Consider the following 16,106-nt stretch of genomic DNA (forward strand, 5'->3'; position numbering starts at 1 on the left):
GCCCCCTGGGGGTGTCGTCTAGCCGGTCACCGAAAAACTACGGGGTGCCACTGACATTTTCCCGGCTTCCCGCATCACGCATGGGCGAGAGCGACCGGCCTGCCGCACCCCTGCGGCGACGCGTCCCACTATAGCCGAACGGCTGTTCGATCACAGCGGAAACGCGCCGCCTCGCGGAGCGTCAGCCGAGCGCCTCGCGCAACCTCACCCGGGCGCCGGTGCGGAGCACCGCCCCCTCGTAGACGCGGGCCCCGCCGAACAGGACCGCGACCGTCGCCACCAGCATCAGCGCGACGGCCAGGGCGACCTCCCCGAACGGCACGACACTGGCCGCGGAGCGGACCGGCATGACCATCGAGGAGAACGGCGGGATGAGGGACAGGATCCGGGCGACCGATCCGGCCGGCTCGATGGCCGCGAAGTAGGCCACCAGGTAGGTGATCGTCATGAGCATGGTCATCGGCGACAGCACGCTGCCGACCTCCTCCTGACGGGAGACCAGCGAGCCGAAGGCCGCGGCCATCGCGGCGAAGAAGGCGTACCCGAGCACGAACCAGACGACCGTGCCCGCCACGATCCCGGCCATCCCCGGAGGGAGGTCCGGGGCGAGACCGGCCGGGACGGACGCGGCGAGCCCCACGCCTATGACGACCCCCAGGTTGATCAGCCCGAGCACGCCCAGCCCGATGATCTTCCCGCCCAGAAGCTGCCAGGGACGCAGGGACGTGAGGAGGATCTCGACGATCCGGCTGCCCTTCTCCTCGACCACGCCCATGGCGACGAACATCGCCGAGTAGATGTTCAGGAAGAAGAGCACCATGACCAGCAGCATGGCGATACCGGTGCGCACCTGCCGATACCGGGCGTCCGCCGCGAGCGACTCGACGGTGAGCGGGGTGATCGTCACGCCGCTCGCGCGCAGCCGGGCCTCGCGGTGGGCGTTCTCCAGCAGCAGGCCGAGCCGGGTGTCCAGCTGCCCCTCGGCCAGGACCTTCCGGTCGTCGACGAGCGCCGCGTCGACGTCCCCGCCGGTCACCGCCTTCCGCGCGGCCGCCTCGTCCGGATACTGATGGAACTTGACCTGGGCGACCGCAGCGGGAGCGGTCCCGACGACGCCCACGTCGTAGTCGTCGTGACCGTCGAAGAACTTCGGGACGAAGGGAAGGACGGCCACGATCACCACGGTGATCGCGAGGCTGACCAGGAACGACCCGGTCCTGACGCGGGTACGGATCTCCCGCCGCGCCACCAGCCACATCGCGTTCACGCCACCGCCTCCCTGAAGATCTCCGTGAGCGTCGGGCGCTGCCAGCCGAAGTGCTCCACCCGGCCGGCCCGTACGGCGGCGTGGAGGATCTCCTGGTCGTCGCCGCCCTCGCTGAGCAGCACCTGGCGCTCGCCGTCCTGAGTGACCCGGCCCGGCAGGCCGTCGGCCCAGCCGGGCGGCGCGCCCCGGACGACCACCTTGAGCAGCCGGCGGCCCTCCCGCTCTCTCAGCTCCTCCACGGGGCCGGACGCGACCACGCGCCCGGCGGAGATTATCCCCACCGAGTCGCAGAGCCGTTCGACCAGATCGAGCTGGTGACTGGAGAAGATCACCGGCACGCCCGCGGCGGCGCGGTCCTTCAGCGCCTCGGCCAGCGCGTCGACGGCGAGGGGGTCGAGCCCGGAGAACGGCTCGTCGAGCACGAGGACGGCCGGATCGTGCACCAGCGCCACCGCGAGCTGGACCCGCTGCTGGTTTCCCAGGGACAGCGCCTGGACGGCCTCGTCACGCCGGTCGGCGAGGCCGAGCCGCTCCAGCAGGCCCGACGCCGCCGTCCTGGCCGCGGCCGGCGTGAGGCCGTGGAGCCTGCCGAAGTATTCCACCTGCTCGGCGGCCCGCATCTTCTGGTAGAGCCCGCGCTCCTCCGGCATGTAGCCGAACGCGCGGCGATCCTCGTACGTGACCGGGCGGCCGGACAGGCGCACCTCGCCCGAGTCGGCCCGCAGCACGCCCATGATGATGCGCATCGTGGTCGTCTTGCCGGCGCCGTTCGCCCCGACGAAGCCGAAAAGCTCGCCTGGCCGTACGGTGAAGCCGACGCCGTCGAGCGCGACGGTGTCGCCGTATCGTTTGCGCAGGTCGTCGATCTCAAGCACGGGGGGTCCCTTCAGTGATCCGCCGGAGCACACCGACATAGGTGTCGAAGGCGGCCCGTCCGCGCTCGGTCAGGGAGAGCCAGGTGCGCCCTCGCTTTCCGACGAAGGTCTTGTCCACGCGGACGTATCCCGCCTCTTCGAGGGTGAGGATGTGTTTGCTGAGCAGGGAGTCGCTGACCTCGATGGCATCTCGCAGGAAGCGGAAGTCCGCCTTCTCCGAGGCCGCGAGCGCCGCCATGATCGACAGCCGGACGGGCGCGTGGATGAGGTCGTCCAGCTCGTGCCGCGGATGGGCGCTCATCGCGTCCTCATCAGACGCCAGGCCGCGTAGAGCGGCGGCACCCCCGTGATCACGGCCAGCCCGACGATGAGGGCGGCCCAGCCGGTCGTCGGCCGCTCGGGCATCAGGAACGCGCCGGCCGCGAAGGTGACCAGGCTGGCGGCCACATAGGCGACCGTGATCTGCCGGTTGACCTTCATCAGGCGGTGGGAGTAGACGTCCTGACGCCACCAGTAGACGGACGTCGCGATCGTGAGGACGACCCACCCCCCGCCCGCGACGAGCGGCATGGGGCCGCTTCCGAGGAACATCGCCGGCCAGTAGACGACCGTGGCGAGCCCCAGGATCAGGAACATCCGGCCCGGCCCTCGGGACGCCTCACCGACCCGCCGGTCGACCCGTCCGATCTCCCGTACCGCCTGGTCCGGCGACAGCCCGTCGTCTCCGCTCATGGTTTTCCTCCGCTCATCCGTTCAACACGGTAACAACCACTCAACTGACGTTCAAGTGGTTGCCCGGCATTCACTGAAGGCGGTTCTGGAGCGATTCTGGGGATATGAGCGGCGGTTCTGGGGCGGGTCAGCGGAGCCTGGGCTCGACCTCGACCTCCTGGCACACGGCCTGCCAGACCTGCTTGGCCGACAGGCCCTCCGCGAGGGCCTGCTCCACCGTCCGCCCGCCGAGCCCGGCGAGGACGTAGTCCTTGGCCCACGACTCCGCGTACGCCTCCCCGAAGTGGCGGTACATCCGGTTCCAGAAGTCGGTGAGACGCATACGTCAAGTATCGCCCGCCCCGGAGGCGTCCGGCCCCCCAACGCCGGTCACGCGGCTCGCCCGGGGGGCGGCGGCCCCGGCGCGAGCCCGGACGGCGTCACATCACGCGCGTGCCGTACATCTCTCCGAGCGGGTCGGCGAGCAGTTCCAGACGCGCTCCGTCCGGGTCCCTGAAGTAGAGGGAGCTCCCGCTCTCCTCCTGGTACGGCACGCCCGCGGCGTCGAGCTTGCCGCGCAGCCGTTCCCAGGTCGGCCGGTCGACCGAGATGGCGATGTGGTGCAGCCCGCCGAGCACCTCCTGGTAGGGCCCGAGGTCGAGGCCGGGCAGGTCGAAGAACGCCAGCAGGTTGCCGTTGCCGATGTCGAAGAAGAAGTGGTTGGAGCCCTGGTAGTCGCGGTTCTCGAAGATCTCGGTGAGCGGGAACTCGAGGAGTTCGTGATAGAAGCGGATCGTCCGCCCGACGTCCGACGAGATCAGTGCGAAGTGATGCAGGCCCCGCGCGCTGCTCGCGGCACGATCTTCGCTGAGGTAGCGCTCGCGGATGCGCGCGCGCTCGGCCTCGATGCCCGCGTAATCGATGTCCATACGTCGCATTGTCGTATTCGAGCGGGATCCGGACCAGGACGCCCCCGCCGTACCGGCGGATCGCGCCCGCACCACACGGGGAGTGGCGTTTTCTGTCGGTGGCCGGATGCATGATGGGCGAGTGAGCGCGCTCGACGACTTCAGCACGGTGACGCGGCAGTGGTTCACCGGCGCCTTCGCCGCGCCCACCGCCGCCCAGGAGGGCGCCTGGTCGTCCATCGCCCGCGGGGACAACACGCTGGTCGTGGCGCCCACCGGGTCCGGAAAGACGCTGGCCGCGTTCCTCTGGGCGATCGACCGCCTGGCGGTCGAGCACGCCGAGGGGGCCGAGCAGCCGGCCCGGCCGCCCGCCGACGGCCCCGCGGGCGGGCGACCCGGCCGGCCGGCCGGGCGGAGCGGCGGCGCGGAGCCCGGGCGGCTGTGCCGGGTGGTGTACGTCTCGCCGCTCAAGGCGCTCGCCGTCGACGTGGAGCGCAACCTCCGGGCCCCCCTGACGGGCATCCGGCAGACGGCTCTGCGGTTAGGGCTCCCCGCGCCGGAGATCTCCGTGGCCATCCGGTCGGGAGACACCGCCGCGGACGAGCGCCGCCGCTTCGCGGCCCGGCCCTCGGACATCCTCATCACGACGCCCGAGTCGCTGTTCCTGATCCTCACCTCGCAGGCCCGCGAGGCGCTGCGCGGCGTCGAGACGGTGATCGTCGACGAGGTCCACGCCGTCGCGGCCACGAAGCGGGGCGCCCACCTCGCGCTGACCCTGGAGCGGCTCGACGCCCTGCTGCCCCGGCCTGCGCAGCGGATCGGGCTGTCCGCGACGGTACGTCCGGTGACCGAGGTGGCGGCCTTCCTCGGCGGCGCACGCCCGGCCACGGTGGTGCAGCCGCCCTCGGAGAAGGTCATCGAGGTCGACGTGGTCGTCCCCGTCGAGGACATGACGGAGCTCGCCCCGCCGCCGCCCGGCTCGGACGGCGAGCCGTCCGAGCACCGGCGGAGCATCTGGCCCCACGTCGAGCAGCACCTGCTCGATCTGATCGAGGCACACCGGTCCACCATCGTCTTCGCGAACTCCAGGCGGCTGTCGGAGCGGCTGTGCACCCGGCTCAACGAGCTCGCCTGGGAGCGGCGTGCCGCCGCGGAGCGACCGCCGGAGGGCGACCCGGAGCACTGGTCGGCCGCATTCGGCGAGCTCCATGAGCAGTGGTCCGCCGGGCGCGGCCCGGACACCCCGGACGGCCCGGGCGGCCTGGTCGGGCCTCCCGCGATGCCGGCGGAGCTGATGGCCCAGGCGGGGGCGTCGGCGGGGGTCGTCCCCGAGGTGGTCCGGGCACACCACGGATCGGTGTCGAAGGAGGAGCGCGCCCAGATCGAGGAGGCGCTGAAATCCGGCCGCCTGCCCGCCGTCGTGGCGACCTCCAGCCTGGAGCTCGGCATCGACATGGGCTCGGTCGACCTGGTCGCCTGCGTCGAGGCGCCGCCCAGTGTGGCGAGCGGGCTGCAGCGCATCGGCCGGGCGGGACACCAGGTGGGGGCCGTCTCCCGAGGGGTCATCTTCCCCAAGTATCGGGGCGACCTGGTCCAGACGGCGGTGGTGGCCGAACGCATGCGCGACGGGCGGATCGAGGAGCTCCGTTATCCCCGCAACCCGCTCGACGTGCTGGCTCAGCAGATCGTCGCGATGACGGCGCTGGACGAGTGGACCGTCGACGAGCTGGAGGCCGTGGTCCGCCGTGCCGCGCCCTACGCCACGCTGCCCCGCGGCGCCCTTGAGGCGACCCTCGACATGCTGGCCGGGCGCTATCCCAGTGAGGAGTTCGCCGAGCTCCGGCCGCGGATCGTCTGGGACCGCGTGACCGGGACGCTGCGGGGCCGCCCGGGCGCCCAGCGGCTCGCGGTGACCAACGGCGGGACGATTCCCGATCGCGGCCTGTTCGGCGTCTTCCTCGTGGGTGAGAAGTCCTCCCGGGTGGGCGAACTGGACGAGGAGATGGTCTACGAGTCCCGCGTGGGCGACGTCTTCGTGCTGGGGGCCACCTCCTGGCGCATCGAGGACATCACGGCCGACCGGGTGCTCGTGTCCCCCGCGGCCGGTCAGCCCGGCAAGCTCCCGTTCTGGCACGGCGACAGCCCGGGACGGCCCGCCGAGCTCGGCCGGGCCATCGGCGCATTCCTGCGGGAGCTGTCCGCCACACGTGGCCGCCCGGTCGCGAATACGGGGGCGAATACGGCGGCGGACACGGCGCACGGACGGGTGCGGGCGGCCGGGCTCGACGACTTCGCCGCGGCCAATCTGCTCTCCTACCTCGACGAGCAGCGGGAGGCGACCGGATACGTCCCGGACGACCGGACGCTGGTCGTGGAGCGTTTCCACGACGAGCTGGGCGACTGGCGGGTGGTGATCCACTCCCCGTACGGCGCGCGGGTCCACGCCCCCTGGGCGCTCGCGCTCGGGCGCCGGCTGCGCGAGCGGTACGGCGTCAACGTGCAGGCGATCCACTCCGACGACGGGATCGTGCTGCGCGTGCCCGACACCCTCGACGAGGCGCCGACCGACCTGGCCGCGTTCGACGCCGAGGAGATCGAGCAGATCGTGACCGAGGAGCTGGGCGGGTCGGCCCTGTTCGCGGCCCGGTTCCGGGAGTGCGCCGGCCGCGCCCTGCTGCTGCCGCGCCGCACCCCCGGCAGGCGGACGCCGCTGTGGCAGCAGCGCCGGCGCGCGGCCCACCTGCTGGGCGTCGCCAGCCGGTACGCCGGGTTCCCGATCGTGCTGGAGACCATGCGCGAGTGTCTGCAGGACGTGTTCGACCTGCCGGGACTGCTCGGGCTGATGCGCGACATCGCGGCCCGGCGGGTGCGGGTGGTCGAGGTGGAGACCGCCCAGCCGTCCCCGTTCGCGGCGTCGCTGCTGTTCAGCTACATCGGCGCGTTCATGTACGAGGGCGACGCCCCGCTGGCCGAGCGCCGGGCCCAGGCCCTGGCCCTCGACACCGCGCTCCTCGCCGAGCTGCTCGGCCAGGCCGACCTGCGCGAGCTGCTCGACCCCGACGTGACGGCGGAGGCCGAGCGGGAGCTGGCCCGGCTGGACCGGCCCCTGCGTGACGTGGAGGACCTGGCGGATCTGCTGCGGTCTCACGGCCCGCTGCTGCCCGAGGACGTGTCCGTGCGCGAGGGCGACCCCGCCTGGCTGGTCGCGCTGGAAAGCGCCCGCCGGGCGATCCGGGTCAGGATCGGGGGCGCCGAGCAGTGGGCGGCCGTCGAGGACGCCTGGCGGCTGCGCGACGCCCTCGGAACCCCGCTGCCCGTGGGCGTGCCCCACGAGTTCCTGGAGCCTCCCCCGCAGAGCGGCTCCGGCCGGCACGCCCCCGCTCCCGATCCGCTCGGCGACCTGGTGGCTCGGCACGCCCGCACGCGGGGCCCGTTCACCGCCGAGACCGCCGCCGCCCGCTACGGCCTGGGCGTCGCCGTGGCCGAGGGGGCGCTGCGACGCCTCGCGGCGGCGGGCCGGGTGGTCTCCGGCGAGTTCCGTCCGGGCGGCCGGGGGGAGGAGTGGTGCGACGCCGGGGTGCTGCGGCTGCTGCGGCGCAGGTCGCTGGCCCGGCTCCGCAAGGAGGTGGAGCCGGTGCCGCCCGAGGCGCTCGCCGCGTTCCTCCCGGCGTGGCATGGCGTCGCTCCCACCATCACAACCACCGGCACAACCACCGGCACAACCACCGGCACAACCGGCAGCCCGACCGGCGGCCCGACCGGCGGCACGGGCACCCCGTGGCAGACCGGCACCGGCCTGTCCGGCACCGGACTCTCGGGCACCGGGCGGGACGACGCCGGACCGGGAGCGCGGCCGCGATCCGCCCTCGCGTCGGGCGCCCGGTCGATGGACGCGCTGATCAGCGCGATCGAGCGGCTCCAGGGCTCCGCCGTGCCCGCCTCGGCGCTGGAGTCACTGGTCCTGCCGGGCCGGGTGCCCGGCTACTCCCCCGCCCTGCTCGACGAGCTCACCTCCTCGGGGGAGGTGCTCTGGGTGGGACAGGGCTCGCTGCCCGGCGGGGACGGCTGGGTGTCGCTGCTCTTCGCGGACACCGCTCCCCTCCTGATGCCGGCGCCCGCCGAGATCACCATGACCCCCGTGCACGAGCGGGTGATGGAGATCCTCTCCGGCGGCGGGGCACTGTTCTTCCGCGAGCTGTCCAACCGGATGGCGTCGACGCCGCCGGGCGTCGCACCCACCGGACCCGTGCCCACCAAGGCCGTGTCAACCAAGGCCGTGTCAACCAAGGCCGTGTCAACCAAGGCCGCGTCCCCTGAGCCCGTGTCCGCTGAACCCGTGTCCACCGCACGCGCGTCCACTGCTTCCGGGCTCGCCGTACCGGACGACGCGACGCTCGCCGCGGCGCTGTGGGATCTCGTCTGGGCGGGCCGCGTCACCGGTGACACGCTCGCCCCTCTCCGCTCGACGCTGGGCACCGGCAGGCCCGCGCACCGGCCCGCTCCGACGCGCCGACGGCGAGCGGTGCTGCCGACGAGGAGCGGCCCGCCGACGGTCAGCGGCCGCTGGTGGCTGCTCCCATCGCCGTCGCCGGACGCCACGCAGCGGGCGCACGCGCAGGCCGAGGTGCTGCTGGAGCGGCACGGCGTGCTGACCCGCGGGGGGATCACCGCGGAGCGGCTGCCCGGCGGCTTCTCCTCCGTCTACCCGGTGTTGCGGGCCTTCGAGGAGAGCGGCCGGTGCCGGCGGGGATACTTCGTCGAGGGCCTCGGCGGCGCCCAGTTCGCCCTGCCGGGCGCGGTCGACCGCATGCGTGCGACGGCCGGCGCCGCCGCCGGTCCCGATGCGGGTCCCGATGCCGGTCTCACCACCGCGTTCACCGCCGCCGTCCCGGACGACCCGTGGGCGGCCCCGCCGCGGGCGGTCCCCCGCCGGGTGATCGTGCTGGCCGCGACCGACCCGGCCAACCCCTACGGCGCCGCCCTGCCGTGGCCGGATCGGGGTGACGACGTGACCCACAAGCCCGGCCGTAAGGCGGGGGCCCTGGTGGTGCTGGTGGAGGGCCGGCTCGTGCTCTACGTCGAGCGCGGCGGGAAGACCCTGCTCTCCTTCGGGGCCGACGATGATCTGCGCCCCGCCGTACAGGCCCTGGCCGTCTCCGTGCGGGAGGGCGCGCTGGGCAAGCTCACCGTCGAGAGGGCGGACGGCGCTGCCATCACGGAGTCGCCACTCGCCGCCGCCCTGGAGGCGGCCGGGTTCCATCCCACCCCCCGGGGGCTGCGCATCCGCGGCTGACCCGGCACGGCGAAGAAGGCGGCCGGGCGAGGCGTCCTGACAGCGAGTCCGGCGCGGAGGGGTGACCCGGCGGCGTGGTGCGGCCGGGTGGAGAGGGGCTGCGCGGTCAGAGGGTGACGGGGCCGTAGATCGCGGCGTCCGCGCCCGTCGTCATGGCCCAGTAGCGGTCGCCGTACGACCAGTGCCACCACTCGGTGGGGTAGTTCACCAGCCCGGCCGGCTCCAGGGCCGCGCGCATCGTCTCGCGGTTGCGCCGGGCCTCGGCGCCGATCAGCGGCGACGCCGTGTAGCAGGCGCCGTCACTCTGCTCGGGCGTCGCGTTGACGGCGGTGCCCATGTCGAGCTCCACCCCGTCGTCGTCGCAGAGCGTGAGGTCCACGGCCGCTCCCGCGGTGTGCGGCGCCACCTCGATGGGCGACACGTATCTGCTCGCCGCGGTGTGCAACTGCTGCGCCGACATCTCCGGGAACAGCCCGCGAAGCTCGTCCTTGTACTCCTCGAAGTAGCGGGTCTGCAGGACCGGGGGCCGGTAACCCTCGACCACCACGAGATGGACTCCGGAGGGCAGGCGACGGTCTGCCTCGCCCAGCCGTTCCAGCAACCCTTCCCGCAGGTGGGCGAAGGCGCCGTCGGGATCGGCCAGCCGCCGGTCCACCCGCAGCACCTCCCGGACGTCGCGCAGTGGCTCACCACACTCGGCCACGGGGATCGCGGTGACGCGGACGTCGGAGATCAGCACCACGGGGCCTGGCCCATCGACGTCGATTACCGGCATGATGGAGCATTCGCGCAAAGAATCAGGCATGACCAGCAACCTACCGTCACACGGTGTCCGAGAAGACCTCGTCCCTGGCGCGGTCCAGCGCCGCGACGATCGCGCCGCGGAGCACCGTGTTCCCCTCGACCTCGGTCACCACGACCGCCGTCCGGCTCGGGCACACGCGGGCCACGGCCTCCTCGACCCGAGCGGCCAGCTCCGGGCCACCGGCCCGCCCGATGTCGCCGCCGAGCACGACGAGACCCGGATCGAGCACCACGGACACCGCGGCGACGCCGACGGCCAGGCGGGCCGCGAGGTCGTCGACGAATCCGTCGTTGCCGGTGGCGAACGCGGCCCGGACCAGGCCGGCCATCTCGTCCCCGCCGGGGAGGCCGTGCAGCCGGGCGAGCCTCCGCAGCGCGTCTCCTCCGACGAGGCGCTGGAAGGAGCCGCTCTGCGGCACGGTGACGTCGCTGGGCAGCGGCTGGCCCGGCACCGGGAGCCAGCCGATCTCGCCCGCGCCTCCGGTGATGCCGCGGTGCAGCCGCCCGCCGAGCATGACGCCGAGCCCCTGGCCGACGCCGGTCCACAGGATGGCGAAGTCGTCCACTCCGCGCGCCGCGCCGTGCCGCTGCTCCGCGAGCGCGGCGAGGTTGACGTCGTTCTCGATGATCACGCAGTCGCCGAACAGGCGGCGCAGCCCGGCCAGGACGCCGACGTGCCAGGCCGGCAGGTCGACGGAGTAGCGGACGTCGCCGGTGGCCGGGTCGACCACGCCACGGGTGCCGATCACGAAGTAGCGCAGCCGCGAGACCTCGACGTCCGCCGTCTCGCACGCGCGCAGGACCGCCTGATGGACCACGTGGACCGGGTCGCCCGCGTCACTGGGGTCGACGGTGACCTCGGCGATGACGTTGCCCGTTATGTCGGCGACCCCGGCGGTCACGCTGCCGGGGAGCACCTCCAGCCCGGCGACGTAGGCGCTCGCCGGGTTCACGCCGTACAGGGCGGCGTTGGGACCGCGCCCGCCGGGGCGCTCGCCCGCCGGCGCGACCAGGCCGCGGGTCTCGAGTCTGGACAGCAGCTGGCCGGACGTCACCTTGGACAGCCCGGTCAGTTGGCCCAGCTCCGACCTGGTCAGCGGCCCCCTGGAGAGGAGCAGCTCCAGTGCCGCCCGGTCGTTGATCTGGCGTAGGAGCCGAGGTGTTCCCGGTCGTTGAGGCACCGGCTGGTTCCCCTCTCGTCACGATCCGCTAACGCTGGTTTCTTTAAAGAAAGTTTCTTGTTAGTTTAACGGCAGCCACCCCGGAGGCAACCGAACCAGCCTCGGGACGCCACGAGCGCCGACCGAAAGGAGAGCGCCTTCGATCAGGTGCGCGGCCTGCCGGCACCCCCCACCGAGGCGCACCCCCGACGCGAAGCCGGGAAGGGAGAGACCCACCGTGAAGATCGTGAAGATCGCGGTCGCGACCACCGCCACCGCCGCCCTGGCCCTGGGACTCGCCGCGTGCGGAGGCGACGACTCCGGCTCGACGAAGCCGTCCGCCGCCGCGTCGTCGGGCGGTCCCAAGTACGCCGGCCAGACCCTCACCGTGTGGCGTCTCGGCGCCCCCACGGATGTGTTCAACAAGTACATGGACGAGCTCAACGCCGCCTTCAAGCAGAAGACGGGAGCGGACGTCAAGGTCCAGTGGATCCCCTGGCCCGACGCGCAGAAGAAGTGGACGGCCGCGCTCGCCGGCGGCGAGGGGCCGGACGTCACCGAGTTCGGTAACGACCAGGTGTCCGCGTGGGTCTCCCAGGACGCCCTGCAGGACATCACCGACGTCGTCAAGGGCGACCCGGAGCTCCAGGAGATCCCGCAGAACCTGTGGAGCTACGAGACGATCGACGGCAAGGTCTACGCGGCCCCGTGGGGCGGCGGCACCCGCGCCGTCCTCTACCGCAAGGACTGGTTCGACAAGCTCGGCATCGAGATCCCGAAGACCTGGGACGACCTGGTCGCGGCGGCGAAGAAGATCGTCGGCAAGGAGGGCAAGGACGTGGACGGGTTCGCCTTCAACGGCGGCTCCGACGCGAACATGTCCCTGTCGCCCTTCGTCTGGTCGGCCGGCGGCGACTTCGCGGCCTTCCAGAACGGCAAGTGGGTCGGCCAGCTGACCCAGCCGGGCTTCAAGGAGGGCTTCCAGTTCTACACCGACCTGGTCGCCAAGGACGGCGTGTCCGGCAAGGGCCGCCTCACCCAGAACAGCGTCGACATCGCCCAGCGTTTCGCCGCGGGCAAGGTCGGCATGTACGTCACGGGCGGGTGGGACATCGCCGCCATCAAGGAGCAGAGCAAGGGCAAGGTCGACGAGTCGAAGATGGCCTTCTTCTCGCTCCCGTCCAAGGACGGCAGCGGCCCCGCTCCGGCGTTCCAGGGCGGCAACGACATCGCGATCTGGAAGGACACCAAGAGCCCCGAGCTCGCGGCCGAGTATCTGAAGCTCGCGGCGGGCAAGGAGTTCGGCGTCCGCTACGCCAAGGAGGGCGGCCTGCTCCCGCTCTACCCCGACGCCCTCGCGGAACTCGGCGCGGACCCGGCGCAGAAGCCGTTCACCGACACCTTCAAGGTGGCGAAGGGCTTCCCGGCGAGTCCAAACTGGGCCGAGGCCAACGACACCAAGGCGGTGCTGCAGAACGCGGCCCGCGAGGTGATCGAGGGCAAGAAGCCGGTCGACCAGGCCCTGACGGACGCGAACACCGAGCTTGAGTCGATCCTGAACCAGTAGGGATCATGACCCAGACGTCAACCCTCGCCAGGGGCGGAGCCGCCGGTTCCGCCCCGCCGCGGCGCCGGCCGCGGCCGGGACGCGGGCCGGGCATGCCCGGCTGGGTGGTCCCCTATGTCCTGCTCCTGCCCGGTCTGCTCGTCGTCGGCGCGCTGACGCTCTATCCGCTGTACCAGATGGCCGACATGTCCTTCCACAAGGTGGGACTGCGCCAGATCAAGGTGAACAACCCCGCTCCCGCCGACTTCGTCGGGCTGGACAACTACCGGCAGATCCTGGGCTCCGACCTGTTCTGGTCATCGCTGCGCAACACCGTGGTCTTCGCCGTGGTCGCCGTGACGCTGACGCTCCTGGTGGGAACGCTCGTGGGCCTCCTGCTCGACAGACTCGGCCCGAAGATGTCGACCTTCGTCGTGGTCGGCGTCATGGCGGCCTGGGCGACCCCGCCGACCGCGCAGGCCATCGTCTGGAAGTGGCTGTTCGACTCCGACGGGGGCGCGGTCAACTGGGCCCTCAACCTGCTGCCCGACGCGCTGTCCGAGCTCCTCTTCGGCCGCTCGGACTGGAGCGGGCAGCCGTGGCTGAACGACACGTCCACGATCTACCTGGTCCTGATCGTGGCGGTCGTCTGGGCGTCGTTCCCGTTCATCGCGGTGTCGGTGCTCGCGGGCCTCAAGAGCGTCCCCGCCGAGCTGTACGAGGCGGCCCGGATGGACGGCTCCGGCCCCCTCACCACCTTCCGCAGGATCACCTTCCCGATGCTCAAGCCGGTGTTCTCGGTGCTGACGGTGCTCTCGATCATCTGGGATTTCAAGGTCTTCACCCAGCTCTACCTGCTGGCCGGCGGCACGGTCAACCGGGACGCCTTCAACCTGTCGCTGTGGAGCTACGCCGAGGCGTTCAGCAGCCCGCCGAAAATGGGGCTCGGCGCCGCCATCGCCGCCGTGCTGACCGTCATCCTGCTGCTGATCACCCTGGTGTACGTCCGGCAGATCGTGAAGTCGGAGGACGTCCGATGAACCCGCTCGCGCGCAGGAGGCTCGGCCGGATCGCGCTGAACGCCGCCGGGGTCGCGGTGTTCGTCTTCGCGGTCTTCCCCGTCTACTGGATGGTCGCCACGGCTTTCAAGCCGGACGACCAGATCTTCACCACGAAGTTCGTCCCGTTCCCCAGCCCGCCCTCGATGGACCACGTGTCGCGGGTCTTCACCAAGGGTGTGGCGGGCCACTCCATCTGGCAGTACCTGCTGAACAGCACGATCGTGGCGCTCAGCGCCGTCGTGATCGGCGCGGTCTTCGCGCTGCTGGCCGCCACGGCCGTGGCCCGCTTCCGGTTCCGCTTCCGCACGTCGTTCCTGATTCTGCTGCTGATCGTGCAGATGGTGCCGGCCGAGGCCCTGCTGATCCCGCTCTTCACCATGGTCCGGCGGCTCGGGCTGTACGACCAGCTCGCCGGTCTGGTCCTGATCAACGTCGGCCTGACCCTGCCGTTCTCGGTCTGGATGCTCCGCACGTTCGTCGCGGCCGTCCCGAAGGAGCTGGAGGAGGCGTCCTGGATCGACGGGGCCGGGCGGTTCGTCACGTTCTGGCGGGTCCTGTTCCCCCTCGTCGCGCCCGGCCTGGTCGCCACCAGCATCTTCTCGTTCATCACGACCTGGAACGAGTTCGTCTACGCGCTGACCCTCATCGGCGACCAGGGCAAATACACGATGCCCGTCGCGCTGCAGTTCTTCGTCGGCCAGCGGTCGACGGACTGGGGCGGGATCATGGCCGCCTCGACCCTCATGACCATCCCGGTCCTGGTCTTCTTCCTCCTGGTCCAGCGGCGCATGGTCTCCGGCCTGGTCGCGGGGGCCGTCAAGGGATGACCGAGGGCGGCCGGGTCCCGGCCGCGAACCACGGATCCGTCTGCCCGGCTCTCCCCACGCCCCCCGACGTTCCCTGACGTGCGCTGACGTGCGCTGACGTGCCCCGTGCCCGCGCGGCCGGGGCCCGGCAGAACGCGCGCGGCGGCCCGCGCCCGCGCCCTCATCTCGAAACTCATCCCGAAGGAGCCGACACGCCATGTCCGCCGCCGACCCAGGCCTGCGCCGCCTCGCCGCGGGCACCCTGCTCGCCGCCTTCCAGGGCACCACGGCCCCCGACTGGGTCCTGCGCGCCCTGGAAGGAGGATTGGGCGGCGTCACCCTCTTCGGCTTCAACGTCGCGGACGCCGGCCAACTGGCGGCGCTCACCCGCCGGCTCGCCGAGGCCGGGCGACCCGTCGTCTCCCTCGACGAGGAGGGCGGCGACGTCACCCGGCTCGCGTACCACACCGGGAGCCCCTACCCGGGCAACGCGGCACTGGGCGCCGTCGACGACCCCGGGCTCACCGAACGGATCTACCGGGCGATCGCCGGCGACCTGCTCAGTTGCGGGGTGAACCTCGACATGGGTCCCGTCGCCGACGTCAACACCGAGAACGACAACCCGGTGATCGGCACCCGGTCGTTCGGCTCGGCCCCGGCACTCGTGGCGCGGCACACCGTGGCGGCCGTACGCGGCCTGCAGTCGCTGGGGGTGGCCGCCTGCGTCAAGCACTTCCCTGGGCACGGCGCCACCCGGCAGGACTCCCACCTGGAGATCCCGGTCGTCGAGGCGTCGCGGGAGCTGCTGGAGGAGCGCGAGTTCGTCCCCTTCCGCGCGGCCATCGAGGCGGGGACCAAGTCGATCATGACGGCGCACGTGCGCGTCCCCGGGCTCACCGAGGGCCGCCCCGCCACCCTGAGCCCGCGGACCCTGACGACCCTGCTGCGGCACGAGATGGGCTACGACGGCGTGGTGATCTCCGACGCCCTCGACATGCACGCGATCAGCGGGTCCGTCGGGCTGTCCGGCGGCGCCGTGCTCTCTCTCGCGGCGGGCTCCGACCTGCTGTGCCTCGGCCCGCTGCCCACCCCGGAGGAGATCGAGCGGCTGCTCACGGCCGTGGTGGACGCCGTTGCCGGCGGACGGCTGCCCGCCGCCCGCCTGGAGGAGGCCAACGAGCGGGTCGACCGGCTGCGCGCGTGGTTCCCCACGCCCGGGACGTACGGGACGGACGGCACGGTGATCGGCCTGGACGCGGCCCGCCGCGCCGTGTCACTGACCGGATCGGCGACGCCCCTGAAGCACCCGTTCGTGATCGAGATCGACACCCCGCCCACGATGGCCGTCGGCGACGTGCCGTGGGGCGTCGCGCCCTGGCTGCCCGAGGCGGAGGTGGTGCGGGTGAAACCGGCCGAAGCGGACGCCGCCGCGCTGCTCGGCCGCGCGGCGGGCCGCTCGCTCGTCGTGGTCGTGAAGGACGCCCACCGGTACGCGGAGACCCGGGCCCTGGTCTCCGCGCTGCTCGCCGCCCGGCCCGACGCGATCGTGGTGGAGCTGGGCCTGCCGATCTGGCGGCCGGAGGCCGCCGCCTACATCGCCGCGTACGGCGCGGCGCGCGCCAACACCCAGGCCGCGATGGAGCTGCTCACCGCGTGAGCCGCGGACGGCGGCCCC

The 16,106-nt window shown here is 72.4% G+C and carries 13 protein-coding genes; 5 read left to right on the top strand and 8 right to left on the bottom strand.

What is annotated here, in order from left to right; all coding sequences use genetic code 11:
• Positions 1-181: 181 nt before the first annotated feature.
• The 6 genes from JOL79_RS02830 to JOL79_RS02855 form a co-directional block, all read right to left on the bottom strand.
• The gene (locus JOL79_RS02830) at positions 182-1,258 is read right to left on the bottom strand and encodes an ABC transporter permease (protein WP_230984175.1); all 1,077 of its coding nucleotides are present in this window, start codon (positions 1,256-1,258) and stop codon (positions 182-184) included.
• A gap of 5 nt (positions 1,259-1,263) precedes the next feature.
• Positions 1,264-2,142 carry an ABC transporter ATP-binding protein gene (locus tag JOL79_RS02835; protein WP_210153992.1) on the bottom strand — a complete coding sequence of 293 codons (879 nt, stop codon included), beginning with the start codon at positions 2,140-2,142 and terminating at the stop codon, positions 1,264-1,266.
• Positions 2,135-2,443, bottom strand: a complete 309-nt coding sequence (locus JOL79_RS02840; protein WP_210153993.1) for a winged helix-turn-helix domain-containing protein — start codon at positions 2,441-2,443, stop codon at positions 2,135-2,137. Before JOL79_RS02840 ends, JOL79_RS02835 begins: the two co-directional genes overlap by 8 nt.
• The gene (locus JOL79_RS02845; RefSeq protein ID WP_210153994.1) at positions 2,440-2,874 is read right to left on the bottom strand and encodes a hypothetical protein; all 435 of its coding nucleotides are present in this window, start codon (positions 2,872-2,874) and stop codon (positions 2,440-2,442) included. Before JOL79_RS02845 ends, JOL79_RS02840 begins: the two co-directional genes overlap by 4 nt.
• Positions 2,875-3,001: 127 nt before the next feature.
• Complete coding sequence (locus tag JOL79_RS02850) at positions 3,002-3,196, bottom strand: DUF3046 domain-containing protein (protein ID WP_210153995.1); 195 nt, start codon at positions 3,194-3,196, stop codon at positions 3,002-3,004.
• A gap of 97 nt (positions 3,197-3,293) precedes the next feature.
• Positions 3,294-3,782 carry a VOC family protein gene (locus tag JOL79_RS02855; RefSeq protein WP_210153996.1) on the bottom strand — a complete coding sequence of 163 codons (489 nt, stop codon included), beginning with the start codon at positions 3,780-3,782 and terminating at the stop codon, positions 3,294-3,296.
• Between the two features lie 106 nt (positions 3,783-3,888).
• Between JOL79_RS02855 and JOL79_RS02860 the strand changes: the two genes are divergently transcribed.
• Entirely contained in the window at positions 3,889-9,054 is a 5,166-nt protein-coding gene (locus JOL79_RS02860; protein WP_230984028.1) for an Lhr family helicase, read from the top strand.
• Positions 9,055-9,160: 106 nt separating this feature from the next.
• Here JOL79_RS02860 and JOL79_RS02865 read toward each other — a convergent pair whose 3' ends face one another.
• The gene (locus JOL79_RS02865) at positions 9,161-9,859 is read right to left on the bottom strand and encodes a M15 family metallopeptidase (RefSeq protein WP_230984029.1); all 699 of its coding nucleotides are present in this window, start codon (positions 9,857-9,859) and stop codon (positions 9,161-9,163) included.
• A gap of 16 nt (positions 9,860-9,875) precedes the next feature.
• The gene (locus JOL79_RS02870; protein ID WP_210153998.1) at positions 9,876-11,039 is read right to left on the bottom strand and encodes an ROK family transcriptional regulator; all 1,164 of its coding nucleotides are present in this window, start codon (positions 11,037-11,039) and stop codon (positions 9,876-9,878) included.
• A 217-nt stretch (positions 11,040-11,256) separates the two neighbouring features.
• Here JOL79_RS02870 and JOL79_RS02875 point away from each other — a divergent pair, with 217 nt between their 5' ends.
• The 4 genes from JOL79_RS02875 (at position 11,257) to JOL79_RS02890 (ending at position 16,088) form a co-directional block, all read left to right on the top strand.
• Positions 11,257-12,585, top strand: coding sequence for a sugar ABC transporter substrate-binding protein (locus JOL79_RS02875; protein WP_210153999.1), 1,329 nt, complete (start codon positions 11,257-11,259; stop codon positions 12,583-12,585).
• Positions 12,586-12,590: 5 nt separating this feature from the next.
• The gene (locus JOL79_RS02880; protein ID WP_210154000.1) at positions 12,591-13,604 is read left to right on the top strand and encodes a carbohydrate ABC transporter permease; all 1,014 of its coding nucleotides are present in this window, start codon (positions 12,591-12,593) and stop codon (positions 13,602-13,604) included.
• Positions 13,601-14,452, top strand: a complete 852-nt coding sequence (locus JOL79_RS02885) for a carbohydrate ABC transporter permease (RefSeq protein ID WP_210154001.1) — start codon at positions 13,601-13,603, stop codon at positions 14,450-14,452. Before JOL79_RS02880 ends, JOL79_RS02885 begins: the two co-directional genes overlap by 4 nt.
• A 196-nt stretch (positions 14,453-14,648) precedes the next feature.
• On the top strand, positions 14,649-16,088 hold the full coding sequence (locus JOL79_RS02890) for a glycoside hydrolase family 3 protein (protein ID WP_210154002.1): 1,440 nt from the start codon (positions 14,649-14,651) through the stop codon (positions 16,086-16,088).
• Positions 16,089-16,106 lie beyond the last annotated feature (18 nt).

It is taken from the genome of Microbispora oryzae, assembly GCF_017896165.1.
Taxonomy (GTDB): domain Bacteria; phylum Actinomycetota; class Actinomycetes; order Streptosporangiales; family Streptosporangiaceae; genus Microbispora; species Microbispora oryzae.

Excerpts from the sequence above, each read along its gene's own strand:
- JOL79_RS02830 (WP_230984175.1), bottom strand. The coding sequence starts at position 1,258 with ATGTGGCTGGTGGCGCGGCGGGAGATCCGTACCCGCGTCAGGACCGGG.
- JOL79_RS02840 (WP_210153993.1), bottom strand. The coding sequence starts at position 2,443 with ATGAGCGCCCATCCGCGGCACGAGCTGGACGACCTCATCCACGCGCCC.
- JOL79_RS02845 (WP_210153994.1), bottom strand. The coding sequence starts at position 2,874 with ATGAGCGGAGACGACGGGCTGTCGCCGGACCAGGCGGTACGGGAGATC.
- JOL79_RS02850 (WP_210153995.1), bottom strand. The coding sequence starts at position 3,196 with ATGCGTCTCACCGACTTCTGGAACCGGATGTACCGCCACTTCGGGGAG.
- JOL79_RS02855 (WP_210153996.1), bottom strand. The coding sequence starts at position 3,782 with ATGGACATCGATTACGCGGGCATCGAGGCCGAGCGCGCGCGCATCCGC.
- JOL79_RS02860 (WP_230984028.1), top strand. The coding sequence starts at position 3,889 with ATGCATGATGGGCGAGTGAGCGCGCTCGACGACTTCAGCACGGTGACG.
- JOL79_RS02865 (WP_230984029.1), bottom strand. The coding sequence starts at position 9,859 with ATGCCTGATTCTTTGCGCGAATGCTCCATCATGCCGGTAATCGACGTC.
- JOL79_RS02880 (WP_210154000.1), top strand. The coding sequence starts at position 12,591 with ATGACCCAGACGTCAACCCTCGCCAGGGGCGGAGCCGCCGGTTCCGCC.
- JOL79_RS02885 (WP_210154001.1), top strand. The coding sequence starts at position 13,601 with ATGAACCCGCTCGCGCGCAGGAGGCTCGGCCGGATCGCGCTGAACGCC.
- JOL79_RS02890 (WP_210154002.1), top strand. The coding sequence starts at position 14,649 with ATGTCCGCCGCCGACCCAGGCCTGCGCCGCCTCGCCGCGGGCACCCTG.